This window comes from Azoarcus sp. Soil_N_20, assembly GCF_057656155.1.
On record NZ_JBDGKX010000008.1, the window covers coordinates 56,466 to 82,825 of the forward strand.

31 protein-coding genes are annotated in these 26,360 nt (G+C 63.5%); 25 read left to right on the top strand and 6 right to left on the bottom strand.

Annotated features, from left to right (window positions below; all coding sequences use genetic code 11):
• Position 1: 1 nt before the first annotated feature.
• Both AC3A35_RS16710 and AC3A35_RS16715 read right to left on the bottom strand, forming a co-directional pair.
• Positions 2 to 1,738 carry a GspE/PulE family protein gene (locus tag AC3A35_RS16710; protein WP_487437324.1) on the bottom strand — a complete coding sequence of 579 codons (1,737 nt, stop codon included), beginning with the start codon at positions 1,736 to 1,738 and terminating at the stop codon, positions 2 to 4.
• Entirely contained in the window at positions 1,735 to 3,447 is a 1,713-nt protein-coding gene (locus AC3A35_RS16715; protein WP_487437325.1) for a secretin N-terminal domain-containing protein, read from the bottom strand. The genes AC3A35_RS16710 and AC3A35_RS16715 overlap by 4 nt, the downstream gene beginning before the upstream one ends.
• Before the next feature lie 214 nt (positions 3,448 to 3,661).
• Between AC3A35_RS16715 and AC3A35_RS16720 the strand changes: the two genes are divergently transcribed.
• From AC3A35_RS16720 to murA, 10 genes are read left to right on the top strand one after another with little or no spacing between them, the layout of a single operon-like run.
• On the top strand, positions 3,662 to 4,489 hold the full coding sequence (locus AC3A35_RS16720) for an ABC transporter ATP-binding protein (protein WP_487437326.1): 828 nt from the start codon (positions 3,662 to 3,664) through the stop codon (positions 4,487 to 4,489).
• A complete protein-coding gene (mlaE, locus tag AC3A35_RS16725; RefSeq protein WP_487437327.1) occupies positions 4,486 to 5,274 on the top strand; it encodes a lipid asymmetry maintenance ABC transporter permease subunit MlaE in 789 nt (262 codons plus the stop codon). Before AC3A35_RS16720 ends, mlaE begins: the two co-directional genes overlap by 4 nt.
• Before the next feature lie 2 nt (positions 5,275 to 5,276).
• The gene (gene mlaD / locus AC3A35_RS16730; RefSeq protein ID WP_487437328.1) at positions 5,277 to 5,747 is read left to right on the top strand and encodes an outer membrane lipid asymmetry maintenance protein MlaD; all 471 of its coding nucleotides are present in this window, start codon (positions 5,277 to 5,279) and stop codon (positions 5,745 to 5,747) included.
• Positions 5,748 to 5,758: 11 nt separating this feature from the next.
• Complete coding sequence (locus AC3A35_RS16735; protein WP_487437329.1) at positions 5,759 to 6,631, top strand: MlaA family lipoprotein; 873 nt, start codon at positions 5,759 to 5,761, stop codon at positions 6,629 to 6,631.
• Positions 6,632 to 6,644: 13 nt separating this feature from the next.
• Complete coding sequence (locus AC3A35_RS16740) at positions 6,645 to 7,274, top strand: MlaC/ttg2D family ABC transporter substrate-binding protein (RefSeq protein WP_487437330.1); 630 nt, start codon at positions 6,645 to 6,647, stop codon at positions 7,272 to 7,274.
• Positions 7,274 to 7,543 carry an STAS domain-containing protein gene (locus tag AC3A35_RS16745; protein ID WP_487437331.1) on the top strand — a complete coding sequence of 90 codons (270 nt, stop codon included), beginning with the start codon at positions 7,274 to 7,276 and terminating at the stop codon, positions 7,541 to 7,543. The genes AC3A35_RS16740 and AC3A35_RS16745 overlap by 1 nt, the downstream gene beginning before the upstream one ends.
• Before the next feature lie 8 nt (positions 7,544 to 7,551).
• Positions 7,552 to 8,448, top strand: coding sequence for an ABC transporter ATP-binding protein (locus AC3A35_RS16750; protein WP_487437332.1), 897 nt, complete (start codon positions 7,552 to 7,554; stop codon positions 8,446 to 8,448).
• Positions 8,441 to 9,241: an ABC transporter permease gene (locus AC3A35_RS16755; protein WP_487437333.1), complete on the top strand. Its 801-nt coding sequence runs from the start codon at positions 8,441 to 8,443 to the stop codon at positions 9,239 to 9,241. Before AC3A35_RS16750 ends, AC3A35_RS16755 begins: the two co-directional genes overlap by 8 nt.
• A 13-nt stretch (positions 9,242 to 9,254) precedes the next feature.
• Positions 9,255 to 9,512: a BolA family protein gene (locus AC3A35_RS16760; RefSeq protein ID WP_487437334.1), complete on the top strand. Its 258-nt coding sequence runs from the start codon at positions 9,255 to 9,257 to the stop codon at positions 9,510 to 9,512.
• 10 nt (positions 9,513 to 9,522) lie between these two features.
• A complete protein-coding gene (gene murA / locus AC3A35_RS16765) occupies positions 9,523 to 10,773 on the top strand; it encodes a UDP-N-acetylglucosamine 1-carboxyvinyltransferase (RefSeq protein ID WP_487437335.1) in 1,251 nt (416 codons plus the stop codon).
• A 40-nt stretch (positions 10,774 to 10,813) separates the two neighbouring features.
• Here murA and rnk read toward each other — a convergent pair whose 3' ends face one another.
• Positions 10,814 to 11,212: a nucleoside diphosphate kinase regulator gene (rnk, locus tag AC3A35_RS16770; RefSeq protein ID WP_487437336.1), complete on the bottom strand. Its 399-nt coding sequence runs from the start codon at positions 11,210 to 11,212 to the stop codon at positions 10,814 to 10,816.
• 126 nt (positions 11,213 to 11,338) lie between these two features.
• Between rnk and hisG the strand changes: the two genes are divergently transcribed.
• Both hisG and hisD read left to right on the top strand, forming a co-directional pair.
• Positions 11,339 to 11,983 carry an ATP phosphoribosyltransferase gene (gene hisG, locus AC3A35_RS16775; RefSeq protein ID WP_487437337.1) on the top strand — a complete coding sequence of 215 codons (645 nt, stop codon included), beginning with the start codon at positions 11,339 to 11,341 and terminating at the stop codon, positions 11,981 to 11,983.
• Between the two features lie 23 nt (positions 11,984 to 12,006).
• Positions 12,007 to 13,314, top strand: a complete 1,308-nt coding sequence (hisD, locus tag AC3A35_RS16780; protein ID WP_487437338.1) for a histidinol dehydrogenase — start codon at positions 12,007 to 12,009, stop codon at positions 13,312 to 13,314.
• Between the two features lie 374 nt (positions 13,315 to 13,688).
• Here the strand turns inward: hisD and hisC are convergent, their stop codons facing one another.
• Positions 13,689 to 14,762, bottom strand: a complete 1,074-nt coding sequence (hisC, locus tag AC3A35_RS16785; RefSeq protein WP_487437339.1) for a histidinol-phosphate transaminase — start codon at positions 14,760 to 14,762, stop codon at positions 13,689 to 13,691.
• Positions 14,763 to 14,857: 95 nt separating this feature from the next.
• Between hisC and hisB the strand changes: the two genes are divergently transcribed.
• From hisB to tatC, 10 genes are all read left to right on the top strand, one after another.
• A complete protein-coding gene (hisB, locus tag AC3A35_RS16790) occupies positions 14,858 to 15,445 on the top strand; it encodes an imidazoleglycerol-phosphate dehydratase HisB (RefSeq protein ID WP_487437340.1) in 588 nt (195 codons plus the stop codon).
• Positions 15,446 to 15,494: 49 nt separating this feature from the next.
• Positions 15,495 to 16,133: an imidazole glycerol phosphate synthase subunit HisH gene (hisH, locus tag AC3A35_RS16795; protein ID WP_487437341.1), complete on the top strand. Its 639-nt coding sequence runs from the start codon at positions 15,495 to 15,497 to the stop codon at positions 16,131 to 16,133.
• A 43-nt stretch (positions 16,134 to 16,176) separates the two neighbouring features.
• Positions 16,177 to 16,926 (top strand): 1-(5-phosphoribosyl)-5-[(5-phosphoribosylamino)methylideneamino]imidazole-4-carboxamide isomerase, encoded by a 750-nt coding sequence (gene hisA, locus AC3A35_RS16800; RefSeq protein ID WP_487437342.1) that lies wholly within the window; start codon positions 16,177 to 16,179, stop codon positions 16,924 to 16,926.
• Positions 16,926 to 17,684 (top strand): imidazole glycerol phosphate synthase subunit HisF, encoded by a 759-nt coding sequence (gene hisF / locus AC3A35_RS16805; protein ID WP_487437343.1) that lies wholly within the window; start codon positions 16,926 to 16,928, stop codon positions 17,682 to 17,684. The genes hisA and hisF overlap by 1 nt, the downstream gene beginning before the upstream one ends.
• Positions 17,681 to 18,076, top strand: a complete 396-nt coding sequence (hisI, locus tag AC3A35_RS16810) for a phosphoribosyl-AMP cyclohydrolase (protein WP_487437344.1) — start codon at positions 17,681 to 17,683, stop codon at positions 18,074 to 18,076. The genes hisF and hisI overlap by 4 nt, the downstream gene beginning before the upstream one ends.
• Complete coding sequence (locus AC3A35_RS16815; protein ID WP_487437345.1) at positions 18,073 to 18,396, top strand: phosphoribosyl-ATP diphosphatase; 324 nt, start codon at positions 18,073 to 18,075, stop codon at positions 18,394 to 18,396. Before hisI ends, AC3A35_RS16815 begins: the two co-directional genes overlap by 4 nt.
• Positions 18,397 to 18,406: 10 nt before the next feature.
• Positions 18,407 to 18,754, top strand: a complete 348-nt coding sequence (locus AC3A35_RS16820) for a histidine triad nucleotide-binding protein (protein WP_487437346.1) — start codon at positions 18,407 to 18,409, stop codon at positions 18,752 to 18,754.
• 10 nt (positions 18,755 to 18,764) lie between these two features.
• Positions 18,765 to 18,998 carry a Sec-independent protein translocase subunit TatA gene (tatA, locus tag AC3A35_RS16825; RefSeq protein WP_487437347.1) on the top strand — a complete coding sequence of 78 codons (234 nt, stop codon included), beginning with the start codon at positions 18,765 to 18,767 and terminating at the stop codon, positions 18,996 to 18,998.
• Between the two features lie 66 nt (positions 18,999 to 19,064).
• A complete protein-coding gene (gene tatB, locus AC3A35_RS16830) occupies positions 19,065 to 19,538 on the top strand; it encodes a Sec-independent protein translocase protein TatB (RefSeq protein WP_487437348.1) in 474 nt (157 codons plus the stop codon).
• Positions 19,535 to 20,338 carry a twin-arginine translocase subunit TatC gene (tatC, locus tag AC3A35_RS16835; protein ID WP_487437349.1) on the top strand — a complete coding sequence of 268 codons (804 nt, stop codon included), beginning with the start codon at positions 19,535 to 19,537 and terminating at the stop codon, positions 20,336 to 20,338. The genes tatB and tatC overlap by 4 nt, the downstream gene beginning before the upstream one ends.
• 5 nt (positions 20,339 to 20,343) lie before the next feature.
• Here the strand turns inward: tatC and AC3A35_RS16840 are convergent, their stop codons facing one another.
• Positions 20,344 to 21,498, bottom strand: coding sequence for a Do family serine endopeptidase (locus AC3A35_RS16840; protein ID WP_487437488.1), 1,155 nt, complete (start codon positions 21,496 to 21,498; stop codon positions 20,344 to 20,346).
• A gap of 72 nt (positions 21,499 to 21,570) precedes the next feature.
• Between AC3A35_RS16840 and AC3A35_RS16845 the strand changes: the two genes are divergently transcribed.
• Positions 21,571 to 22,317 carry a Nif3-like dinuclear metal center hexameric protein gene (locus AC3A35_RS16845; protein WP_487437350.1) on the top strand — a complete coding sequence of 249 codons (747 nt, stop codon included), beginning with the start codon at positions 21,571 to 21,573 and terminating at the stop codon, positions 22,315 to 22,317.
• Between the two features lie 9 nt (positions 22,318 to 22,326).
• On the opposite strand, the gene AC3A35_RS16850 is transcribed toward AC3A35_RS16845, so the two are convergent.
• Entirely contained in the window at positions 22,327 to 24,225 is a 1,899-nt protein-coding gene (locus tag AC3A35_RS16850) for a type IV pilus assembly protein FimV (RefSeq protein ID WP_487437351.1), read from the bottom strand.
• Between the two features lie 179 nt (positions 24,226 to 24,404).
• Here AC3A35_RS16850 and AC3A35_RS16855 point away from each other — a divergent pair, with 179 nt between their 5' ends.
• Entirely contained in the window at positions 24,405 to 24,959 is a 555-nt protein-coding gene (locus tag AC3A35_RS16855; protein ID WP_487437352.1) for a DUF2889 domain-containing protein, read from the top strand.
• Positions 24,960 to 25,194: 235 nt separating this feature from the next.
• Positions 25,195 to 26,355 (top strand): ADP-forming succinate--CoA ligase subunit beta, encoded by a 1,161-nt coding sequence (sucC, locus tag AC3A35_RS16860; RefSeq protein WP_487437353.1) that lies wholly within the window; start codon positions 25,195 to 25,197, stop codon positions 26,353 to 26,355.
• The last annotated feature ends 5 nt before the right edge of the window (positions 26,356 to 26,360 follow it).

Sequence of the window (26,360 nt, forward strand, 5' to 3'; positions counted from 1 at the left end):
GTCAATCCCTGCCGCGGCCGAGATCGACCACGCGGGCGAGCTCGGCCATCGATGTGCTGCCGTCCAGGACCCGGCGGATACCGTCTTGCGCAAGGCTGACGAAGCCCTGGGCGCGGGCCGCGTGCAGGAGTGCCCGTTGTCCCGCGCGGCGGGCGACGAGGTCGTCGAGGGTCTCGTCCATCTGCAGGATTTCGCTGATGGCGAGCCGCCCCCGATAGCCGCGGTGACCACACGCCGGGCAGCCCCGCGGGCGATGAACGTACACGGTGTCGCCATCGGCTCCGGCAATGCCCAGGAGTTGCTGTTCGGCGGCGGTGGGGCGATCGGGCCGGCGGCAGTCGGGACATAGCCGTCGAACCAGGCGCTGTGCGATTACGCCTACCAGGTTGCCGGCGAGGATCTCGGGGCTGACGCCGATGTCGAGCAGACGTGGAACGGCGCCGAGCGCCGAGTTGGTGTGCAGGGTGGAGTACACCTGATGACCGGTCATTGCCGCCCTCACGGCCATGCCGGCCGTTTCCGCATCGCGGATCTCGCCGACCAGGATCACGTCGGGGTCCTGGCGCAACATGGCCCGTACCCCGTCGGCGAAATCGATGCGGCTCGCCTCCGAGATCGTGGTCTGGCGGATCATCGTCATCGGATATTCGACCGGGTCCTCCAGGGTCATGATGTTCAGCGTTTCGTCGTTCAGTTGATTCAGGATCGAGTAAAGGGTGGTGGTCTTGCCACTGCCGGTGGGACCGGTGACCAGGATCAGGCCCTCGGGGCGCGCAATCATCTGCCGTACACGCTCAAGCTGGTCGGCGGTGAACCCGAGCCCGTCCAGCGCCACGATGCCCTTGTTACGATCGAGAATGCGTAGCACAAGGTTTTCGCCATGCAGGGTGGGTTGTGCGGAAACGCGGAAGTCCACCGGGCGGCCGCTGACGGTCAGCGAGATGCGTCCATCCTGCGGCGAGCGGGTATCGGCGATGTTGAGCCCGGCCATCACCTTGATCCGTACCACCATCGCCGGCCAGTAGCTCTGGTGCAGCACGCGGATCTGGCGCAGCAGGCCGTCGATGCGATAGCGGATGCGGAGAAACCCGGCCTCCGGCTCGAAGTGGATGTCGGATGCGGCCTGTTTGACGGCATCGACCAGCAGCGCGTCGATCAGCCGCACGACTGGCTGGCTGCGGTGCTGCTGACCGGTACCCGGGCGCAAGTCTGCCACTCCGGACTCGATCTCCTGCAGGACGTCGTCGATCGACAGCCGGTATCCGTAGTGCTGGTCGATGGCGTGGCGGACTTCCGACTCCGCAGCGACCCGGACCACGATTTCGAGCCTGTTGGCGCAATGGCTGCGCAGCGCGTCGAACGCAACGATGTCCTGTGCATCCGGACAGGCAATGGTGAGCGTTCCCCCGTCGGCGTCGTGGTGCAGCGGTAACACACGGTGAGTGCGGGCGAGATGCTCGGGGACGAGCGTCAGCGCGGCGGCGTCGACAGCGGCGGTGGCAAGGTCGATGCATTGTTGTCCGAGCCGCGCAGACAGGGCGTCGCGTAGCGTGATTTCGGTAATGAAGCCGAGGTCGATGAGGATCCGGCCCAACGGCGCCGCATTGCGGCTCTGCTCGAGCAGCGCGACGCGGAGCTGATCCTGACTGATGAGGCCGGCGTCCATCAGGGCCTGACCGATCGGCCGGCGATCGAGCACGTCGCGGACGGCGAACTGCGGTGCTGCGGCAAGGTTCATGGGCTGACCGGCGTCCGTTCGATAAGCATGGTGCCCGGGAAATTGCGGGTCCCGGGGGGTGGCGCGCTGTGGAAGAACCCCCGGTCGGGGAGTCGATCGCCGTAGGCCGCGAGATCGCCGCCGATGCCGGGGTGATCGATGAGCAGGGGACGGAGGAATATGACCAGCTCGGTTCTGCGGGTGGAGTTCTCGCGCCGGGTGAATAGTTCGCCGAGAATGGGAATGGCGCCCAACAACGGGATGCGCCCGGTGTCGAAGTCGAGCTTGTCTTCCATCAAACCCCCGAGTACGGCGATTTCGCCGCTGGCGAGCCGCAGCACCGACTCGATCTCGCGGGTGCGTATCTGCGGAACCCGGTTCGGGATCGTGCCGAGCGACGGATTGGGGTCATCGCGAAAGCCGGAGATGCTCGAGATGGTCGGACGGATGTTGAGCGTGATCTCGCCGTTCTGGCTGATCTGGGGGGTGAGCGCCATGACCATGCCGACCGATACCGATTGCGGTGTCGTGGTCGCGGTGATCTTCTCGCGGTCGCTATCGCCATAGGCGGTGGTCGACGCATCGACAAGGAAGTACACCACCTCCTCGACCACCTTGAGCATTGCCGTCTGGTTGTTCAGCACCGAAAGACGGGGGCTGGACAGGACCTTGACCGTGCCGAACGACTCCAGCAGATCCAAACGGACGTCCAGTGTGCCCGACAGATACGAAAGGGTCGGAGATAGCGCACTTGCATCGGTATCGGACCCGCGGGGGCGCACATTGCCGCCCGGGGTGCCGAGTCGCGTCCAGTCGATGCCCTGACTGTAGCCGTCGTTGAGCGCGACTTCGACGATGGTGGCCTCGATCATCACCTGACGGCGGGCCGATGCCTGAACCAGGGTGATGAACTCGGCGACCGACTCGTGCTGGGCAGCACTTGCGCGCACCATCAGGACGCCGGTTTCGCGATTGATCATGACGAACTCCGCCTGGTCGGGTTCGCCGCAGGGCGCGGAAATCCCCGCGGTGGGGTCGTGTGCGCTTCGGCCCTCGGCAATGCGGATGTGTTCGCAGCGGCGGCGCGTGATGAAGCGTTCGTGCTCCTTGAGAATCGCGCGGATGTTGACTTCGAGCGACTCCCAGAACCGGTTTGCCGACTGGGTCTCGATCTGGGTGAGGGAAGTGTTGCCGCTGGCGCTGGGTTTGCCGTCGATACCGCTGGAACTGGTGGCGATCTGGGTGCTGGTGGCGACCGCGCCATTCATGTTGCGACTGAGGTTGACGTAGTCGACCCGATAGCTGCGCAGGAAGGGGGTGTCGGGCATGACTGCAAGGTGCCTGCCTTCGAGTTCGAAACGGATGTCGGACTGACGGGCGATGCGCACCAGCAACTGTTGCAATGGTTGATCAAAGGCATTCAGGGTGACGACCCCGCTGACGCCAGGATGAATGTCGATGTCGAGGTGGGCATCACGAGCGATCGCAGTGAGCAGTTGCTCGACCGGGACCTGGTGCACCGATACCGAGTAGGTCGGGGCTGCGGGCACCGATGTCGGCGTGTACGGCCGCTCGTCGACCGCATTCTGGTCGACGTCAGCTGAAGCGGGACTGGCCATGCTTTCGCCGGGGGCATTGAGGTGGGCGGGGCCGGGCGCATGCAGCGGGATCTGGCTGCATCCCAGAATTTGCGAGCAGGCGATGGCGGCAATGAGCTTTGATGAATTCATATGGAATTAAATTTAATGCCATATGAATGTTACATGATGTGTCGTGGAGGTCAAGCAGGCGCCGCGAAATTGCCACGTCGTGTTGCCGACCTGCGCCTTCGCCGTTCTGTGCCCCGGTTCGAAGCCAGATGAGGGATCCGTTGCCGCGTTGCAACAGGCGAGCGGGGTTGCATGGCTGTCCTCTGCTAAACTGCGGTCCTTCTCGATTTCGTGATTGCCCTCCGTGCCTTCTCCCCAGCCGCAAGAGCCACTCGTCAGCCTGCGTGACGTCCGCTTCGCCTTTGGCGAGCGCGAGGTGCTGCGCGGCATCGATCTGACCGTGCATCGTGGTCAGGTGGTCGCCATCATGGGCGGCAGCGGCTGTGGCAAGACCACGCTGTTGCGCCTGATCGGGGGGCAGATCCGCGCCTCGGCGGGGCATGTCGACGTGGAAGGGCGCAATGTCGCCGCGCTCGGACGGGATGCGCTCTACGAATTGCGTCGGCGGATGGGGATGCTGTTCCAGTTCGGTGCGCTGTTTACCGACATGAACGTGTTCGACAACGTTGCCTTCCCGCTGCGCGAACACACCGATCTGCCGTCGGGCGTCATTCACGACCTCGTGCTGATGAAGCTGCAGGCGGTCGGTCTGCGCGGCGCGGCGGGACTGATGCCGTCCGAACTGTCGGGCGGCATGGCCAGACGTGTCGCGCTGGCCCGGGCCGTGGCGCTGGACCCGATGCTGGTGCTCTACGATGAGCCTTTTGCTGGCCTGGACCCGATATCGCTGGGCATCGTCGGTCAGCTCATCCGCCGTCTCAACGATGCGCTGGGGGCCACGACGATCATGGTGACGCACGACGTGCATGAGTCGCTGCTCATCGTCGACTATGTCTATTTTGTCTCCGACGGCCGGATTGTCGCAGGCGGCACGCCGGACGAGATCCGGGCGTCGGAGGATCCGTTCGTGCATCAGTTCGTGAATGCCGAGGCCGATGGCCCGGTGCATTTCCATTACCCGGCCCCCCCCATGGCCAGCCTGCTGCAGCGGAGTACCCGATGAGCGGCATCGCCGAAGCGCTGCGTCGTATCGGCGCGATGACAGTCGACGGGGTGTGGCGCGTCGGGTTCGCCTCCCGTTTCTTCCTGATGGTGCTGGTCTATTCGGGGCAGTCGTTCCGGCGGCTGCATCTCACCATCCGCGAGATCTATTTCAGCGGTGTGCAATCACTGCTGATCATCCTGGTGTCAGGCTTGTTTGTCGGGCTGGTGCTCGGCCTGCAGGGCTATGAGACCCTGCAGCGTTACGGTTCGAGCGATGCGCTGGGGGTGTTGGTCGCGCTTTCCCTGACTCGAGAACTCGGACCTGTGGTCGCAGGTCTGTTGTTTGCGAGCCGCGCAGGTTCGGCGGTGACCGCCGAGATCGGTCTGATGAAGGTCACCGAGCAGTTGAAGGCGATGGACATGATGGCGGTCAATCCCATTGCCCGGGTCGTGGCGCCGCGGTTCTGGGGCGGTGTCGTTTCGATGCCCCTGTTGGCGGCGATGTTCTCGGCCATGGGGATCTTCGGCGGCTGGCTGATTGGTGTGGTCTTCATCGGCGTGGACGACGGCGCCTTCTGGTCGCAGATGGAGGCCGCGGTCGACCTGCGCTACGACATCGTCAACGGGGTCATCAAGTCGATCGTGTTCGGCATCGCGGTATCGCTGATTGCGGTGTTCGAGGGCTATGACTGTCAGCCCACCGCCGAGGGTGTTTCACGGGCGATCACCCGCACCGTGGTGAGTTCCGCGCTGGCCATCCTGGCGCTGGATTTTGTGCTTACTTCTTTCATGTTCCGGGGCTGATGATGAGCCGTACGACGCTCGATCTGTGGGTGGGTTTCTTCGTGGCACTGGGTTTCGCCGCACTGGTGTTCCTGGCGATGAAGGTGGGCAATTTCACCGGTCTCAATGATGCCGCGCTGTACTCGGTGGAGGCGCCGTTCGACAATATCGGCGGACTGAAGGTCAGGGCGCCGGTCAAGAGTGCCGGCGTGCTGGTCGGTCGGGTGGCGGACATCCGCTTCGATGCACAGAGTTATCGTGCGGTCGTGCGGCTGGATCTGGATACCCGTTACGAATTTCCCCGCGATACCATTGCGACCATCCTGACTTCGGGATTGCTCGGCGAACAGTACGTCGGACTCGAGCCGGGCGCGGATGCCGATATGCTCAAATCCGGAGATGCGATTCAGATCACCCAGTCTGCAGTCGTGCTCGAGAAGCTGATTGGTCAGTTCATGTTCAACAAGGCCGCCGAGACGCCGGCACAACAATAAGGTCCTTGCCGATGAAGATCCCTGCAGTCCACGAGGTGCCACGTTCCGGCCGCAGGGCGATGCGCGTGCTCGTCCTGGCGGCCTCGGTGCTGACCATGGGCGCGGGTTGCGCCACCACTGCGTCCAATCCTGAGGATCCGCTGGAGGGCTACAACCGGGCGATGTTCTCGTTCAACGACGGGGTGGACAGGGCACTGATCAAGCCCGCGGCCCAGGTGTACGAGGCCGTCCTGCCGTCGCCGGTGCGCACCGGTGTCGGCAATGTGTTCGGCAACGTGGGGGATCCGTGGATCGGGTTCAACAACCTGTTGCAGGGCAAGGGGGCCGACGCATTGAGCGATCTGATGCGCTTTCTGGTCAACTCCGTCTTCGGCTTTGCCGGCATTCTCGATATCGCCTCCGAAATGGGGCTGGCCAAGCACGACGAGGATCTTGGCCAGACCCTCGGGCGCTGGGGGGTGGGCGAAGGGGTGTATGTGGTGCTGCCGTTCTTCGGACCACGCACGCTGCGCGATGCGGCGGTTTTTCCGGTGGACCTGATGGGTGACGATGTGTGGGGGATCAGCCATGTTCCCACCCGCAACACCTTGACCGCGGTGCGGCTGGTTCATGCGCGATCGCGTGTACTCGGGATCGACAAGACGCTCGAGGAGGGGACGCTCGACAAGTACAGTTATGTGCGCGACTTCTATCTTGAGCAGCGCCGTTACAAAGTTTTCGACGGCAATCCTCCACGGGTGTACGAAGATTTCGACAGCGACTCAAGCGCGGCGACACTCGGTCGTGACGTCGACACGGTCGCGGCGAGTGCGGTTGAACGGCTGGAACTGCTGGGCGTGGGTGAACTGGTGATGCCGGGCGATACGAGCCCGCACGCAAATTGAATTGGTGAGAGCGATGACGAGAGTGCTGTCCTGTTTCTTGCTGCTGTTGGTGATGGCGGTGCCGGTGGGCGCTGCGGTCGACGCGCATGCGCCGCCCGATGTCCTGGTGCGGGAAGTCACCAATGACGTATTGACCATCGTGCGTCAGGACAAGGCGATCCAGGCGGGCGATACGGCGCGGGTGCTCGGACTGGTGGAGGAGCGGGTGCTTCCGCACTTCAATTTTCGCCGCATGACCATGCTCGCCGTCGGGCGCGACTGGCGCAGCGCCAGCCCGGAGCAGCAGGGCAAGCTTGTGGAGGCGTTTCGCACCCTGCTCGTGCGTACTTATTCGAATGCGCTGACCCAGTACCGGGATCAGACCATCGATTTCAAGCCGATCCGCATGGCGCCGACCGATACCACCGTTCAGGTCCGGACCGAAGTGCATCAGCCCAGCGCACAGTCGATCGGTATCGACTACGCGCTGGAGAAAACCGACAAGGGCTGGAAGGTTTTTGATGTGGTGGTCGCAGGGGTGAGCCTGGTCACCAACTACCGCGGCAACTTCGGTGACGAGATTCGCAAGGGTGGAGTCAATGGCCTGATCGACTCGCTCGAGGCCAAGAACCGTTCGCTTGAAGCGACCCAGGAAGGCAAGTAATGGGTGATCTGCCGGTGATCCGGATGGAGGGGGCGTTGACCATGCGGACCGTTGCCGCCGCTCTCGACCGGGCACTGCCGACGGGTGACTGGGTGCTCGACCTGAGCGCGATCGGCACGGCCGACTCCGCTGCGCTGGCTCTGCTGCTGGAGTGGCAGCGGCGAACCCGGGAGCAGGGTGCTTCGTTTTCGGTGCGTGGCTTGCCGGCGGGCTTGCGCAGCCTTGCCGACCTGTATGGGCTGGACGAAATCCTGCCGGTGGCGGTCTGAGCCTGTCGATGACCGTTCCTGCAATCCGGATTGCATCCGTTTCCAAGCGCTATGGTCAGCTGCAGGCGCTCGCCGGTGTCGACCTCGACATTCGTCAGGGCGAATTCTTCGGACTGCTCGGCCCGAACGGTGCCGGCAAGACGACGCTGATCTCGTCCCTCGCCGGTCTGGTGCGTCCCGACGGCGGTACGATCGAGATCATGGGGCACGATGTGGTCACCGACTACCGCAATGCCCGACGCAATCTGGGGGTGGTTCCACAGGAACTGGTGTTCGACCCGTTCTTCAACGTGCGCGAACTGCTGCGCATCCAGTCGGGCTATTTCGGCATTCGCGGCAACGACGACTGGATCGACGAGATTCTGGCCAGCCTCGATCTCACCGCCAAGGCCGGGTCCAACATGCGTTCGTTGTCGGGCGGCATGAAACGGCGTGTGCTCGTCGCTCAGGCACTGGTGCACCGGCCGCCGGTCATCGTCCTCGACGAACCTACGGCCGGCGTCGACGTCGAGTTGCGGCAGGGCTTGTGGCAGTTCGTGCGCAAGCTCAACCGCGACGGGCACACCATCGTGCTGACCACGCACTACCTCGAAGAAGCCGAGACCTTGTGCGGCCGGATCGCCATGCTGAAGGCCGGCAGGGTGGTCGCGCTGGATACCACCGACAACCTGTTGCGCCGCTTCGCGACCCACAGTCTGCGGGTGAAGCTCGGTCGCCCCGAAGTGGCTGACGCTTTGGGGGGCGCCGTGGTCGATGGCGGCTGGGTGGAGTTCGGTTTCGACGCCTTCGACGATGTCGAGCGCCTGCTGGCGCGTTTGCGCGCGGCGGGTGCCGGCATGACCGAAATGCAGCTCGGCGAACCGGATCTGGAAAAGGTGTTCATCGAGGTCATGAATCGTGTCTGAGCAGAGCGGGCAGATTCCGGTGGGCGGGGTGGCGCCCTGGGTGGGTTTTCGCACGCTGTTGTACAAGGAAGTGATGCGATTCTGGAAGGTCAGCTTCCAGACCGTGATGGCGCCGGTGCTCAATGCGGTGCTGTTCCTGCTGATCTTCTCCCATGTGCTCGACCGCCACGTCACCGTGTATGGCGACATCGGCTACACCGCCTTCCTGGTGCCCGGGCTGGTGATGATGTCGCTGCTGCAAAACGCGTTCGCCAACAGCTCGTCGTCACTGATCCAGAGCAAGATCACCGGCAACATCATCTTCGTGCTGCTGCCGCCGCTGTCCTACCGCGAGTTCTACGCCGCCTACGTGATCGCCTCGATCCTGCGCGGGCTGTTCGTCGGTGCCGGCGTGCTGCTGGTGTCGATCCCCTTTGTCGAGCTGCAGATGGCCTATCCTTTGTGGGTGCTGGCGTTTGCTCTGATGGGCGGGGCGATCCTCGGCTCGCTCGGCGTGATCGCCGGCATCTGGGCCGACAAATTCGACCAGTTGGCGGGCTTCCAGAATTTTCTGATCATGCCGCTCACCATGCTTTCGGGTGTGTTCTACTCCATTCACTCGCTGCCGCAGGTGTGGCAGGACGTGTCCCATGTGAATCCGTTCTTCTTCATGATCGACGGCTTTCGCTACGGGTTTTTCGGTCAGTCGGACGTGTCACCATGGCTCAGTCTCGGTGTTGTCACCAGCTGTTTTGTTTTGCTTGCGGTCTTGACTCTGGCGATGCTCGCCAGGGGTTACAAGCTGCGGGCCTGAGGGGATTGCGGAAATGTTTGAAGCAAGTGAAATCAAGCGCCTGATCGAGCAGGGCATGCCTTGCGAGTTTGTGGCGATCGAGGGCGACGACGGCGTGCATTTCAGCGGTATCGTGGTCAGCGCCAGTTTCGAGGGGCTGCTCAAGGTACGCCAGCACCAGGCGGTCTATGCCACGCTCGGCAAGTTGATGGGCAACGAGATCCACGCCCTGCAACTGCAGACCTACACGCCGGCACGCTGGGCCGAAGCGCGCACCGAACTCGGACTGTAAACGGCTCGCCATGGACAAACTGCTGATCGAAGGCGGTTACCGCCTGTCGGGCGAAGTCGCCATTTCCGGGGCCAAGAACGCCGCGCTGCCGATCCTGTGTGCGGCCTTGCTGAGCGCCGAGCCGGTGACCTTCACCAACGTGCCGCAGTTGAAGGATATCGGCACCCTGCTGGCCTTGCTCGGCCAGATGGGGGTCAAGGTCGAGCGCGATGGCGGCACCGTGACGCTCGATGCCGCCGTGGTGGACAATCCGGTCGCGCCCTACGAGATGGTGAAAACCATGCGCGCCTCCATCCTCGTGCTGGGGCCGCTGGTCGCGCGCTGCGGCGAGGCCCGGGTGAGCCTGCCCGGAGGCTGTGCGATCGGGGCACGCCCGGTGGATCAGCACATCAAGGGCCTGCAGGCGATGGGGGCCGAGGTGACGGTCGAGCATGGCTACGTGCATGCGCGCGTGCCGCGTCTGCAGGGCGCAAGGCTGTTCACCGACATGGTGACGGTGACCGGCACCGAGAACCTGATGATGGCCGCCTGCCTGGCGCAGGGTGAAACCATCATCGAGAACGCCGCGCGCGAGCCCGAGATCGTCGACCTGGCCAACTGCCTGGTGGCGATGGGCGCGCAGATCTCGGGCGCCGGCACCGACGTGATCCGCATCCGCGGCGTCGATCGCCTGCACGGCACCACCCATCGGATCATGCCCGACCGCATCGAGACTGGTACTTATCTGTGTGCCGCGGCAGTGACCGGCGGCGAAGTGCGTTTGACCGGCACCTCGTCGGCCTATCTGGATGCCGTCGTCGACAAACTGATGGATGCTGGTTGCGAAGTGTTCCCGGAGCGCGAGGCGATCCGGCTCAAGGCGCCGACTCGCCTCAGTGCGGTGAGTCTGCGCACCTCGCCCTATCCGGCCTTTCCGACCGACATGCAGGCCCAGTTCATGGCACTCAACTGCGTGGCGGACGGGGTGGCGATGATCCGCGAGACCATTTTCGAAAACCGCTTCATGCATGCGGTGGAGCTGCAGCGCCTGGGGGCGGACATCCGCATCGACGGCAATACCGCCGTCGTTCAGGGGGTGGCCCAACTGCAGGGCGCCACGGTGATGGCGACCGACCTGCGCGCATCGGCCAGCCTGGTGATCGCCGGTCTGGTGGCCGAAGGCGAGACCCTAATCGAGCGCATCTATCACCTCGATCGCGGTTACGAGGATCTCGAAGAAAAACTCGCGGCGCTTGGCGCGCGCGTGCGACGCCTGTCGTGAGCGGCGTGTCCGGTCGCGGGGACGACGCGGCCGGGGCCCGCTACGGGGCGACAGCTGCAGTAGGCTGAGTCACTTCCAGGACCTTGAGCCGGATCGAATTGCCTTCGGACGTGGTCCAGTCGATGGTCTGGCCGACGGAGAGTCCGAGCAGGGCGCTACCTGCCGGCGAGAACACCGACACGCGGCCGTCCGCTGCGCTTGCGTCGCGCGGGTAGGCCAGCGTGAGCTCGTAGTCGCGCCCGGTGTTCTCCTCCAGGAAGCGCGCCCGGCTGTTCATCGTGATGACATCGCCGGGCATGTTCCCGTCGTCGCGCACATCGGCGCGCTCGAGTTCTGCCCGCAGCCCGTTCAGGTCGCTGCGGCTGCGTGCGGCCGGTGCGGCCAGCAGACCTTCGAGGATGTCCATGTCGTGAGCGGAGATGATGATCTCGGGGTTCATGATGATCTCTTGGGGGTGACAAAAAAAGAAAAGGCCGAGCCGCTGTCGCGGTTCAGCCATCGCGTCGCAGGCTAACAGAAGCCCCGCCGGGTTACAATACCGGCCCGACTCATCAAGGCCAGACCCGTGTCCAGCATCACCCTTGCCCTGTCCAAGGGCCGCATCTTCGAGGAAACCCTGCCGCTGCTGGCAGCCGCCGGCATCGTTCCGACCGACAATCCGGAGTCCTCGCGCAAGCTCATCATCGGTACCAATCGGCCCGACGTGCGCCTGGTGATCGTTCGTGCCACCGACACGCCGACCTATGTGCAGTACGGTGCGGCCGACCTCGGCATTGCCGGCAAGGACGTGCTGATCGAGCATGGGGGTGCGGGCCTGTATCAGCCGCTGGACCTCAATATCGCCCGTTGCCGTCTGTGTGTCGCGGTGCGGAAGGGTTTCGATTACCAGGCCGCGATCCGCCCCGGTGGCCGTATCCGGGTGGCGACCAAGTATATCAATGCGGCCAAGGCGCATTTCGCCGGCAAGGGCATGCACGTCGACCTGATCAAACTCTACGGTTCGATGGAGCTTGCGCCGCTGGTGGGGTTGGCCGATGCCATCGTCGACCTGGTGTCGACCGGCGGCACGCTCAAGGCCAACAATCTCGAGGAAGTCGAGGACATCATGCCGATCAGTTCGCGCCTGATCGTCAATCAGGCTTCGCTCAAGCTCAAACGCGAGCAGATCCAGCCGATGCTCGACGCCTTTGCCGGCGCGATCAAACCCTGAATCGATCTTCAGAGCCGACCATCATGAGCCAGACTGCCATCCGCCGCCTCGACGCCCGCGACCCAGAGTTCCTGCCCACGCTCGATGCGCTGCTCGCTTTCGAGGCCGAAGCGGACGAACGCATCGATACTGCCGTCACCGAGATTCTGCGTGCGGTGCGCACCACGGGCGATGCGGCGGTAATCGAGTACACCCGGCGCTTCGATCATCTGGACGTGAGTTCGATGGCGGCGCTCGAGTTGCCGAAGTCGGAACTGCATGCCGCGCTGGACGGACTGCCATCGTCGCAGCGCGAGGCACTGACCATCGCCGCGGACCGGGTGCGGATCTATCACGAGAGGCAGAAGGCGGATTCGTGGGAATACGCCGAGGCCGACGGCACCCGCCTCGGACAGAAGGTCACGCCGCTCGATCGCGTCGGGCTCTACGTGCCGGGCGGGCGCGCCTCCTACCCGAGTTCGGTGCTGATGAACGCGGTTCCGGCCAAGGTGGCCGGAGTCGGCGAACTGATCATGGTGGTGCCGACCCCGCATGGCGACAAGAATCCGCTGGTGCTGGCAGCCGCCGCGATCACCGGGGTCGACCGGGTGTTCACCATCGGCGGTGCGCAGGCGGTGGCGGCGCTTGCCTATGGCACCCAGACGATCCCGCAGGTCGACAAGATCGTCGGCCCCGGCAACGCCTTCGTCGCCGAGGCCAAGCGTCGGGTGTTCGGTACGGTCGGCATCGACATGGTGGCCGGCCCCTCGGAAGTGCTGGTCATCTCCGATGGTAGCGGCCATGCCGACTGGGTGGCGATGGATCTGTTCGCCCAGGCCGAGCACGACGAACTCGCCCAGTCGATCCTGTTGTGCACCGACGCAGGGTTCATCGATGCAGTGCACGACGCGATCGACAGGCTGCTGCCGACCATGCCGCGCCGCGAGACGATCGCGAAGTCGCTGGCCAACCGCGGTGCGCTGATCCATGTGGAGAGCATCGAGCAAGCCTGCGCGATCGCCAACCGGATTGCGCCCGAGCACCTGGAGTTGTCGATGGACAATGCCGAAGTGTGGATCGCTCACATCCGTCACGCCGGTGCGATCTTCGTCGGTCACTGGTCGGTCGAGGCGCTGGGCGATTACTGCGCCGGCCCCAATCATGTGTTGCCGACCATGCGCAGCGCACGTTTCTCGTCGCCGCTGGGGGTCTATGACTTCCAGAAGCGGACCAGCATCGTGCACATTTCGGAGGCGGGCGCCCAGCATCTGGGCAAGGTGGCTTCCATTCTCGCCTACGGCGAAGGCCTGCAGGCCCATGCGCGTTCCGCAGAAATGCGACTCAAGGTCTGACTGCGAGCCTGCCTTTCAAGCGATCACGAATTCAGCAAGGACCGAGTCGGGTGTGGTTCGGGTATTCACGGCGCGGGCGAGGACCGTCTGAGCCCGAAGGGCGAGTTCCGCACCCCGCAGAGTGAATTCCCGGGCCGCGACCGACTGCATGCGGGGAACGAACCCAAGGAGCCGGTATCGGCGCGGCACGATTTGTGCGGCTAATCCGTAGGGGCCAGGCGGGGTATTCGTTCTGCAGGCTGCGGAACTCGCTTGCTGCGTGCGCTCGGACAGTCCTCGCCTGCGCCACGAATACCCCACCCACCCTCTGCTGGCCGGGTGCAGATCCCGGCCAGCAGGGAAATTGGACTTCCTCGGAAGAGGACTTTCGGCGCTCAGGCGCTCAGGATGTTCCTGAGCGCACCGACCAGTATGGCGCACTGCTCGTCCGTGCCGACCGTGATGCGCAGGAACTGATCGATGCGCGGCGCCTTGAAGTGGCGCACGATGATCGCGCGCTCGCGCAAGGCGGCGGCGAGTTCGGCGCCATTGCGCTGCGGATGGCGGGCGAAGATGAAGTTCGCCGCCGACGGCAGCACCTCGAAGCCCAGTTCCATCATCTGCGCAACGAGCGCCTCGCGGGTGGCGATCACCTTGCGGCAACTCTCCCGAAACCACGCCTCGTCTTCCACCGATGCCACCGCGCCGGCAATCGCCAGCCGGTCCAGTGGATAGGAATTGAAGCTGTTCTTGACCCGCTCCAGGCCCTCGATCAGGTCGCGGTGCCCGATCGCAAAGCCCACCCGCAGCCCCGCGAGCGAACGGCTCTTGGAGAAAGTGTGCACCACCAGCAGGTTGGGATACTTGTCGACCAGCGAAATCGCACTGTCGCCGCCGAAATCCACATAGGCCTCATCCACCAGCACCACCGCGTCCGGGTTGCCGGACACGATGCGTTCGACCTCGGCCAGCGGCAACAGCCGGCCGGTCGGCGCGTTCGGATTGGGGAAGATGATCGCGCCCGCCCGTTCGTCGCCGCGCGGCAGGTAGTCGTCGGCGTCGATCGACAGGTCCGTGGTCAGCGGAATCGCGCGCGACGCCACGCCGTACAGCCCGCAATAGACCGGGTAGAAGCTGTAGCTGACGTCCGGCATCCACAGCGCACGTTCGTGCTTGAGCAAGCCCTGGAAGGCGTGGGCGAGTACCTCGTCCGAGCCGTTGCCGACGAACACCTGATCGGCCTCCACACCGTGACGCGCCGCCAGCACCGTCTTGAGCCGGTCCGCATTGGGGTCCGGGTAGAGGCGCAAGGCGTCCGAAGTCGCCTCGCGGATCGCCGCGAGCGCGCGCGGCGAAGGGCCATAGGGATGTTCGTTGGTGTTCAGCTTCACCAGCTTGTCGATCTTGGGCTGCTCGCCCGGCACATAGGGGGTCAGGCCGTGGGTCACGGCGCTCCAGAAACGGCTCATGCTTGGGGTTCCGCGGGGCAGGAGGGGTCGGGTGCAATTTGTCGGGCGATGGTATCATGGCCCTCGATACCTTCACCTGCAGCCCAGTACCGTCCATGCGACAAGCCGACGTCAGCCGCGACACCCTCGAAACGAAGATTTCCGTGCGCATCGATCTCGATGGCACGGGCAAGGGCACCCTCGATACCGGGGTGCCTTTCCTCGATCACATGCTCGACCAGATCGTCCGCCACGGCCTGATCGATCTCGACGTGCGCTGCGAGGGCGACACCCATATCGACGATCATCACACCGTCGAGGATGTCGGCATCACGCTCGGTCAGGCCTTTGCCAAGGCGTTGGGCGACAAGAAGGGCGTGCGCCGCTATGGTCATGCCTATGTGCCGCTCGACGAAGCCCTGTCACGTGTGGTGGTCGATTTCTCCGGTCGCCCCGGTCTGCACTACTTCGTGACCTACACCCGTGCGCGCATCGGCAATTTCGATGTCGACCTCGTCCGCGAATTCTTCCAGGGCTTTGTCAATCACGCCGGGGTCACGCTGCATGTCGACAACCTGCGCGGCGACAATGCGCATCACCAGTGCGAAACCATATTCAAGGCCTTTGCCCGTGCGCTGCGCATGGCGGCCGAGCGCGACGAGCGCGCAGCCGGCGTGATTCCGTCGACCAAGGGCGCGCTCTGACGCGTCGCCGAATCCTGATCCCCAATCTTTCTACGCGAGTACTGACACGATGACCACCGTGGCCATCATTGATTACGGCATGGGTAACCTGCGTTCGGTGGCCAAGGCGATCGAGCATGTCGCGCCCGGGCACCAGGTGCAGGTGACCTCCGATCCGGCAGTAGTGGCTGCCGCCGATCGGGTCGTGTTTCCCGGCCAGGGAGCGATGCCCGACTGCATGCGCGAACTCGAGCTCCGGGGTTTGCGCCCGGCCGTGCTCGAAGCGGCGGCCTCGCGGCCTTTTCTCGGTATCTGCATCGGGCAGCAGATGCTGTTCGATCACAGCGAAGAAGGTGATGTCCCGGGGCTGGGGGTGTTCGCCGGCGAGGTTGTCCGTTTCCGCGACGAGCAGATGGTCGGCGCGGACGGCTGCCGCCTGAAAGTGCCGCACATGGGGTGGAACGAAGTTCGCCACGGCGGCGCGCATCCCTTGTGGGAAGGGATCCCCGATGGCGAGCGCTTCTATTTTGTCCACAGCTATTTTGTGGCGCCGGCCGACCCCGCGGTGATCGCCGCTGAAACCGACTACGGACTGCGCTTTACCAGCGCGGTGGCGCGGGCTAATATCTTTGCGGTCCAGTTCCATCCCGAGAAGAGCGCGCAGGCCGGTTTGCGCCTGCTGTCGAATTTCATCCGCTGGGCGCCCTGATCCGCGGCCATCCACTCCATTCACCTACTGCCCCTATCCCGGTATGCTGCTCATTCCTGCCATCGATCTCAAGGACGGTCATTGTGTTCGCCTGAAGCAGGGCGAAATGGACGATGCCACCGTATTCTCCGAAGATCCTGCCGCCATGGCGCGGCACTGGATCAACCAGGGCGCGCGACGCCTGCATCTGGTTGACCTGAACGGTGCCTTTGCCGGAAAGCCCAAGAATGGCGCTGCAATCCGCTCCATCACCGACGAGGTCGGTGAGGACATTCCGGTGCAGCTCGGCGGCGGTATCCGCGACCTCGACACCATCGAGCTCTATCTGGACAACGGGATCAGCTTCGTCATCATCGGCACCGCCGCGGTGAAAAATCCCGGCTTCCTGCATGATGCCTGCAGTGCTTTTCCGGGGCATATCATCGTCGGTCTCGACGCCAGGGATGGCAAGGTGGCGGTCGACGGCTGGTCGAAGCTCACCGGTCACGATGTGGTCGATCTGGCGCTGAAGTTCGAGGACTACGGCGTCGAGTCGGTGATCTACACCGATATCGGCCGTGACGGCATGCTCTCCGGCGTCAATATCGAGGCCACGGTACGTTTGGCAAAGGCGCTGCGCATCCCGGTGATTGCCAGCGGCGGCGTGGCCACGCTGTCCGACATCGATGCGTTGTGCGCGGTTGAGGACGAGGGCGTGATGGGCGCGATCACCGGCCGCGCCATCTACGAAGGAACGCTCGATTTTGCTGCCGGACAGGCGCGCGCGGACGAACTCAACGGCCAGGCCGCCTGATGCTCGCAAAACGGATCATTCCTTGCCTCGATGTCAGCGCCGGGCGCGTGGTCAAGGGAGTCAATTTTGTCGGTCTGCGCGATGCCGGCGATCCGGTCGAGGTTGCCAAGCGCTACGACGAACAGGGTGCAGACGAAATCACCTTCCTCGATATCACCGCCAGTTCGGATGATCGCGACATCATCCTGCATGTGGTGGAGCAGGTGGCAGATCAGGTTTTCATTCCCCTGACCGTGGGTGGCGGGGTGCGTACCGTCGATGACGTACGGCGGCTGCTGAATGCGGGCGCAGACAAGGTCAGTATCAATACCGCAGCGGTGAACAACCCGCAGGTCGTGCGTGACGCCAGCAGCAAGGTCGGCAGCCAGTGCATCGTGGTCGCGATCGACGCCAAGCAGACCGCACCGGGCAAGTGGGAGGTATTCACCCACGGCGGGCGCAACAACACCGGACTGGATGCAATCGAATGGGCGCAACGGGTCGAGGCGCTCGGTGCAGGCGAGATCCTCCTCACCAGCATGGATCGTGATGGAACCCGGGTCGGTTTCGACCTTGGGCTGACCCGCGCAGTCTCCGATGCAGTCCGGATTCCGGTCATCGCCAGCGGAGGGGTCGGCAGCCTCGAGCATCTGGCGGAAGGGGTGTCGACCGGCCGTGCCGATGCGGTGCTGGCGGCGAGCATTTTCCACTTCGGGGAGCACACGGTGCGTGAAGCGAAGGAATTGATGCGCGCGCGCGGCATCGAGGTCCGGCTTTGAGTGTCAATACCCGCTGGCTCAATGACGTGAAGTGGGACGAGAACGGGCTGGTCCCGGTCATTGCGCAGGAAGCGTCGACCGGTGACGTGCTGATGTTCGCGTGGATGAACCGCGAGGCACTGCAGCGCACCGCAGAAACCGGAGAGGCAATCTACTGGTCACGTTCGCGGCGTAAGCTGTGGCACAAGGGCGAGGAGTCCGGCCACGTGCAGAAGGTGCTCGATATCCGGATCGACTGTGACAACGATGTGGTCCTGCTCAAGATCGAGCAGGTTGGCGGTATCGCATGCCACACCGGGCGCCACAGCTGCTTTTTCCAGAAGTATTTTGCCGACGGCCGCTGGGAGGCCGTCGAACCGGTTCTGAAAGACCCCAAGGATATCTACCAATGATCGACATCGAAGTGCTGCATCGTGTCGCGGCGACCTTGACCGAGCGCAAGGTGGGAGATCCCGACTCGTCGTATGTTTCCAGTCTGTACGCCAAGGGTACCGACGCCATCTGCAAGAAGGTTGCCGAAGAGGCGGCGGAAACCATCATGGCGGCGAAGGATAAGGATCTGCTGCATGTGGTGTGGGAGGTCACCGACCTGTGGTTTCACTCGATGGTACTGCTCGCCCATTTCGGATTGACGGTCGACGATGTGCTGGCCGAATTCCGCCGCCGGGAAGGCGTGTCGGGTATCGACGAGAAGAAATCGCGCACTGCCTGATTGTCCGATCATGAATGGCTGTGTTTTCTGCGGGATCATCAGGGGTGAGATTCCGGCAAACAGGGTCTTCGAGGATGAACTGGTGCTGGCTTTTCACGACATCGAGCCACTTGCGCCGGTCCATATTGTGCTGATTCCGAAGCTGCACATTCCGTCGATGGCCCAGCTCGCTGCCGAGCACGAGGCGGTGATGGGGCGCTTGATGGTGGCCGCTGGACGCATCGCCCGGGAACAAGGCTGTACGGATGGGTTCAGAAGCATTGTGAACACCGGGCGGGTGGGTTTGCAGGAGGTGTATCATCTTCACATTCATATTGTGGGCGGACCGCAACCGCTGCCGCCCATGCTGAAGCGTTAAGGAGAGCGGTATGGGGTCATTCAGTATCTGGCATTGGCTGATCGTGCTGGTCATCGTCATGCTGGTTTTCGGTACCAAGAAGCTGCGCAACATCGGTCAGGACTTGGGCGGTGCAGTCAAAGGCTTCAAGGAAGGCATCAAGGAAGCGGACGCTTCCGCCGATGCGTCGACACAGCAAAAGGTTGTTGGCGGTCAAACGATCGAAGGCGAAGCACGCGAGAAGGTCGAGAAGTCCTCATCCTGAAATTCGGTTGAGCCGCGGCCGAGGAGCGCCTGAGCGCCCCTCGGTTTTCGCCTTGGGTCAGGAAATATGTTCGATTTCGGTTTTTCGGAACTTGTGGTAATCGGTGTCGTGCTGCTGATCGTGGTGGGGCCTCAACGCCTGCCCAAGGTGGCGCGCACGGCGGGCCATCTGCTCGGCCGGCTCCAGCGTTACGTGTCCGACGTCAAGTCGGACATCCAGCGCGAAATGCAACTCGACGAGCTCAAGAAACTGCAGCAGCAGGTTCAGCAGCAAGCCCAGGACATGGAGTCTTCCGTGCGGACGCAGGTCAACGACCTGGAGAGCGGGCTCGGGAAGACGGTCGACGAGGTCCGGGCGGCCGTGCCCGATGGCTCGACTCTGCAGACGTCGGCCAAACCGGTGCCGTTTGCGCCGATATCGGGAGACAATGCGTCCGCGGCACTGGTGTCGTCGCCTCCGGAGTCCTCTTCGGACGGTCCGCAACTTGAGCTCGGCCTCGATCCCGCGGCTCGCCGGTCCACTCCCGCGGACAAGATATGAGTGAAATGCAGGAAACCTTCATCGCGCACCTGATCGAGCTGCGTGACCGGCTGCTGCGCGCAATCGTTGGCGTGGTCATCGTGTTTGTCTGCCTGATGCCGTGGGCGGGAGACATCTACGACATCCTTGCCAGGCCGATGATGGACACCTTGCCTGCCGGGACCCACATGATCGCCACCGGGGTGGTCACCCCCTTCTTCGTACCGGTCAAGGTGACCATGCTGGTTGCTTTTGTGCTGGCGCTTCCCTTGGTGCTGTACCAGGCGTGGGCTTTCATCGCCCCGGGGCTGTATGCGCACGAACGCAAGTTTGCGATCCCGCTGGTTGCGGGCAGCTCGCTGCTGTTTCTCCTCGGCATGGCGTTCTGTTATTTCTTCGTTTTTCGAACGGTGTTCAGCTTCATCGCCGAGTTTGCGCCCAAGAGCATCGTGCCGGCGCCAGACATCGAACAGTACCTGTCGTTCGTGATGTCGATGTTCATTGCGTTCGGGCTGACTTTCGAAGTGCCGGTTGCGGTGATCGTGCTGGTCAAGGCGGGCGTCGTCAGCATTGCCAAGCTCAAGGAAGCGCGACCCTATGTGATCGTTGGCGCGTTCGTGATCGCAGCGATCATCACGCCTCCGGACGTCATTTCCCAGTTCATGCTTGCCGTCCCGATGTGCCTGCTCTATGAGCTCGGTATCCTGTTGGCGAAAATGATCAGCAAGCCACCCCCCGCATCGGACTATGTTGCCCCGACCGAGCTTGAGATGGACAGGGAGCTCGATCGTATCGAATCGGCCGAGCGCGAAGGCAAGTAAGGGGTTTAGCGCCCTGCTTGCGGGGTGGGGCGGCGGCCGACGGCAACGCTCAAATCGACCTCCTTGCCGGCACGCCGCACCCGAAACAGCGACGTCTTGCCCGGCGGCAATGCCGCGACCAGTTCGAGCATTGCTTTGGGGTCCTGGATGGACTTGCCGTCGACTGCGATCAGCACGTCCCCCGGGCGCACCCCGCCACGCTCTGCCGGACTGTCCTGCAGAACGCCTTCTATCAGCGCGCCTTCGGTGCCATGCAGTCCGAACGACGTGGCGAGTTCGGGCGTGATCTCCCGGATTTCGACGCCGACCCAGCCGCGCGTCACCTCGCCGGTTGCGACAATCTGGGCGAGGACGTTGCGTACAATCGACACCGGGATCGCGAAGCCGATCCCGAGTGAGCCTCCCGAGCGCGAATAGATTGCCGTGTTGATTCCGACTAGATTGCCGGCGTTGTCGACCAGCGCGCCGCCGGAGTTGCCAGGGTTGATGGCCGCGTCGGTCTGGATGTAGTTTTCGAAGGTGTTGATACCGAGCTGGCTGCGCCCGAGTGCCGATATGATGCCCATGGTCACGGTCTGGCCGACACCGAACGGATTGCCGATCGCCAGGACGACGTCTCCCACATGGAGCATGTCATCCCGGGCAAAGGTGATGGCGGGCACAGGGGCATCGGTCTGGACGCGGAGTACGGCAAGATCGGTTTCCGGATCGCGTCCGATCACGCGGGCGCTGAACTTGCGGCCATCGTTGAGTGCGACTTCGATTTCGTCGGCGGCTTCGATGACATGATTGTTGGTCAGGACGTAGCCGTCAGGGCTGACGATTACGCCCGACCCGAGTCCTGCACTGCGTCGCTGCTCGTCGTTATCGAAACGATCGCCGAAGAAATGACGGAAGACCGGGTCGTTCATCAACGGATGGCGTTGCGCCTGGATGGCCTTGCTGGTGAAAATATGCACGACCGCCGGCATCGAACGTTGCGCGGCTTCGGCATAGGAGCCGGGTGCAGGGCCGGGGGTGCCACCGGGCGCTTCGAGAATCGCAACGACCGCGTCGGGTGTGGAATCGCGCAGCCACTCAGGTTTGAGCGTGTTGAGGACAAACAGGACCGCGACACTTGCCGTCACGGCCTGCGCGAAGATTAGCCACAGGCGGCGCATAATGTTGCTCGATTTCAGGGCGATTTCCGGCCGGAATGGTCGCCGGGTTGAACAAAAGTGGACGGATACGGCATGCATCTGAGCGCATTGCAGCACCATCTGGATGAGCTGCTCGAGGTCGCGCGGCTGCACGATTATTGCCCAAACGGACTGCAAGTGGAAGGTCGCGCCGAGGTCGGGCGGGTGCTGTGCGGGGTGACCGCCAGTCAGACACTGCTCGATGCTGCGGTGACCGGTAATTATGATGCGGTGCTGGTGCACCACGGTTACTTTTGGCGAGGTGAAGACGGGCGGGTCGTCGGTATGCGCAAGCGCCGGCTCGCGACCTTGCTGCGCCATGACATCAGCTTGTTCGCTTATCACCTGCCGCTCGATGTCCATCCGCAGCTGGGAAACAACGCGCAATTGGGCGCAGTGATGGGGTGGCATGGGGAAGGGCGCTTCGCCGAGCAGGATCTGGGCTGGATCGGATGCCTCGATGTGCCGGGCATGACGGCGGCCGACGTGGGGCGCCGGATTGCGGAGCGCCTGGGGCGTGAGCCGATGATCGTGGGCAACGCCGACCGCCCGGTGCAGCGGATCGCCTGGTGTACCGGGGGTGCGCAAGGCTATTTCGAGCAGGCCGTCGCGGCCGGTGCGGATCTGTATGTATCCGGCGAGATCTCCGAGCAGACCACCCATCTGGCGCGTGAGTCCGGGGTGCCCTACATTGCCGCCGGGCATCACGCGACCGAGCGCTATGGTCCGATCGCAATGGCCCGCTACCTGGGGACCCTGGGACTCGTGGCCGACTTTCTCGACGTCCCCAATCCGGTCTGAGCCGCTCGTTCAGCCCGGAGGAACGGTCGAGGTCGCGTCGGGTACGGGCGCTTCGGCAAGGGGTCTGTAGGGGCCGAGCAATTGCTCCAGTACCGCACTCAGGCACAGGATTTCGTCGATCGCATTGAGCGGGAAACCCTCGCGGGTACCGTCACGGTTGTCCCGCAGCAATCGATGAAGATAGCTTTGACATTCACGCGTGCCCCACAGGTTTTGCAGGGTGGCGATCAGATGAGGCATCTTCTCGAGGGAGTCGGGCGCGCTCCGCGCGGCGTCAAAATTGTCCCAGGTGACCGCCTTGACGTTGAAGGTCTTGTTCAGCTGTCGGGCAAGGCCGTCGAACTCGGCTCTCAGCCCGGCGGCGCGGTAGACTTCGAGGAGTTTGAGCCAGGGTGTCACCGCCTGCTTGGGGTTGCCGCGGATAAATTCGGCCAGGGTTTCGGCTGCCCCGTGAACGCGACCAAAGCTCATCATGATCTCGGCCAGCTCGATTGCGGAATCGTGCTCCTCGACCTCTTCCTCCGCGGCCAGCGGTGCCAGTGAGCGCGTATCGAGCGCGGCGGACGATTGATCCCATTCGAGCGATGCGACACCACCGACGTGTGCCGAGCTCATCGGCTGAGGCGGGCTGAGCGTTTCGGGGTCGCCGCTGGTGGCAGGTGACTGCCCGGCGCTACCCGCGGTTGAAGGAGAGTGCTCGGAACCGCTGCGGCGCGATCTGAGGATCAGCGCGGCGGCAATGGCGAGCGCCAGCAACGCCAGTGCGGCAACCAGCAGCCAGTTGCTCCGATTCTCGGGTGTTGACGGCGTTGCCTGCACCGGGGCGGGAGGCGGGGAGGGCGCCGCCGGAGACGCTTGCGCCGTATTGGGAGCAGCGGACGGCGATGTCGCGGTCCTCTCCAGTTGGTTTGCCTGCGCCATCAGGCGATTCTGAATCTGTTCGAGCTCCTTGATGCGGGCGAGCAACTCCATCTGGTTGACGATGCTGCGATCGATGGCAGCGGCAATCTCCTGTTCACGGCTGTCGAGGCCCGAACCCTTGTCCCCGCCCCCCGCTGGCCTTTCTGATAGCGGCAACGCCGCGTGCGGGCCGGCCTGGTCTTCCGGTGCAACGATCAGCCTGTCCTGCTGTTTCCGGGCATCCGTCGCGGGTGCTGTCCGGGGCGCCGGTCTGGCCGGTGCCTGCGCTTGCGATGGCCGGGGCGTGGTCGTGCGAGCAATTCGGCTCAGATCGGGAATGACGATACGGGTGCCCGCGGGGAGCGGGTCCCGGTAAGCAGCCGAGTTGGGAAACAGGTCCGGATTGGCTCGCGCCGTTTCACGGATGAATTGCCGTCGGGTGGCGGCGTCCTTCGGGTAGAGGGCGCTTGCCAGACTCGTCAGCGATTCGCCGGCCGCGGTCGACCAGCTGCGGTCACCGCGTGCGGGCTTGCGCGCGGACTCCGGTCGGGGGGGGCGTGCCGGAGCGGCGGCCGGCGCGGTGGCCGGCAGCGGCGGCATGGCGCTCGGGTAGGGGAGCAGCAAGGTGTAGTCGCGCCGCAGCCTGGTGTCGCAAATGTTTTCGATTGCCAGTTGAACGGCCGGCTCGAGCATGGGCTCGGAAGAACTGATCACGATCCTGGCCGTTGTGCCGCGGCCGGTCGCACTGATGCGGGCCCTTTTGACCACCGGAAGGTCCTGGCCGGAATCCCCAGGGGCTACGATCCTGAGGCAGTCGCCGGCGCGGTCGATTCTTCCGTCCAGCACATTGATCTCGACCCGAAGCGGTGAGCCGATCGCAGAAAGGGAGGTGATTTCGCCAAGTACTGCGGCAAGGGCGACAGGGGGCGCAGCCAGTGTCACAGATGCAACAAGTATGGCAATCCGAGTCCGTCTTGTTTTCATATTCCGCGTGTCCGGCGGCTGCATGGGATCATGTCGTGGTTTTTATCAGACTATTGCCATGTATTCCAGCGAAGTTGTTCGATCGCGTGGAATAAGTTGCTATTTCGCGCGGTCCCCGCGGCGCGTGGCTGGCGACGAACACCTGCGAGCGGGCGATGGATTCGGGTTAAACTGAAGAATCCATACCATACCGTATGCAAAAAATGCCACTCTCTCCTCCCGATTGTGCGCGTCAGCGCGTGCACGTCCGCCGTATCGAAGTCGAGGGCTTTCGCCGCGAAGATGGTCTGCTGGAGCTTGACGCCAGCCTTGTCGATGTCAAGGACATCGACTATCCGATCGCATCCGGGGTTCGGGCGGCGGGGGTGCCGGTGCATCTGATGCGCGTCAGGGTCACGCTCGATGCCGGCTTCACGATCGTTGCGGCCGAGGCGTGTTCGGACCATGTGCCCTACCCGGGGTACTGCGACACCATCGGTCCTGCCTACGACAAGCTGGTCGGTCTGAACCTGGTTCGCGGGTTCCGACGGACGGTGGGAGAGATGTTTGCCGATGTGCGCGGGTGTACTCATCTCACCGAGTTGTTGCTCGCGCTGCCCACGGCTGCGATCCAGACCTTTGCCACCTTTCGGCGGGATAACGAGGATACGACGGAGAAGCCCTTCCAGCTCGATCGTTGTCATGCGCTCGAAAGCGCCTCTGCGGCAGTGCAGCGCTACTACCCGAAATGGTTCCGGAAAACGGATCCACTTCCATAGGACTGCAAGTGCATGTGCGTCTGTGCATTGCGGAAAACCAGTTATAATTTGAGGTTCTTGCGGTTACCACGTATTGCCGTGGCGTGCCAATAGACGGGTCGGACGCAGTCAGTCCGGCCGGCAGCGGTGGGCGTCGGTCGAGGGAGACGGCGTTCGTCGCGGAGCGAAGCTCCGAAGCGTCCCATCAACCTGCTCGCGGCGACCCATACGCCACGGCTTCGATCGAAGGGCAATCATGAAGATTCATGAGTATCAGGCAAAAGAACTACTGAGAAAATTCGGCGTCGTGACGCCGCGCGGCATCCCCTGCTTTTCCGTCGATGAGGCGGTCAAGGCGGCGGAAGAACTCGGCGGCAAGATCTGGGTGGTCAAGGCCCAGATTCATGCCGGCGGTCGCGGCAAGGGTGGCGGCGTCAAGCTCGCACGCTCGATGGACGAAGTCCGTCAGCATGCGAACGATATCCTCGGCATGCAGCTCGTCACCCACCAGACCGGCCCCGAAGGCCAGAAGGTACGTCGTCTGCTGATCGAGGAAGGAGCCGACATCAAGAAGGAATACTATGTTGCGGCCCTGACCGACCGTGCAACCCAGAAGGTCGCCATGATGGCCTCCTCCGAGGGTGGCATGGATATCGAGGAAGTTGCACACAGCACCCCCGAGAAAATCCTGAAGGCCTTCGTCGATCCGCTCGTTGGTCTGACCGACGCGCAGGCTGAAGAGCTGGCCCGCGGTATCGGCGTGCCCGACGCTTCGGTCGGCAAGGCGGTCGAAGCGCTCAAGCAGCTTTACACCTGCTACATGGAAACCGATGCCTCGCTGGCGGAGATCAATCCGCTGATCCTCGAAGGCAACGGCAACATCAAGGCGCTCGACGCCAAGTTCAACTTCGACTCCAATGCGCTCTACCGTCATCCGGACATCGTCGCCTTCCGCGACCTGGACGAAGAGGACGCGGACGAGATCGAGGCTTCCAAGTTCGATCTCGCCTACATCAGCCTCGATGGCGACATCGGTTGCCTGGTGAACGGCGCCGGTCTGGCGATGGCGACCATGGACACGATCAAGCTGTTCGGCGCCGAGCCGGCCAACTTCCTCGATGTCGGCGGCGGTGCCACCACCGAGAAGGTCACCGAAGCGTTCAAGATCATGCTCAAGAACCCCAAGGTCAAGGGCATTCTGGTCAACATCTTCGGTGGCATCATGCGTTGCGACACCATCGCCGAAGGCGTGGTCGCTGCGGCCAAGGAAGTGCATCTCTCCGTCCCGCTCGTGGTGCGCATGAAGGGCACCAACGAAGACCTCGGCAAGAAGATCCTTGCCGAGTCGGGTCTGCCGATCATCACCGCCGACACGATGGCGGATGCCGCCACCAAGATCGTGGCTGCGGTCAAGTAAGGAGA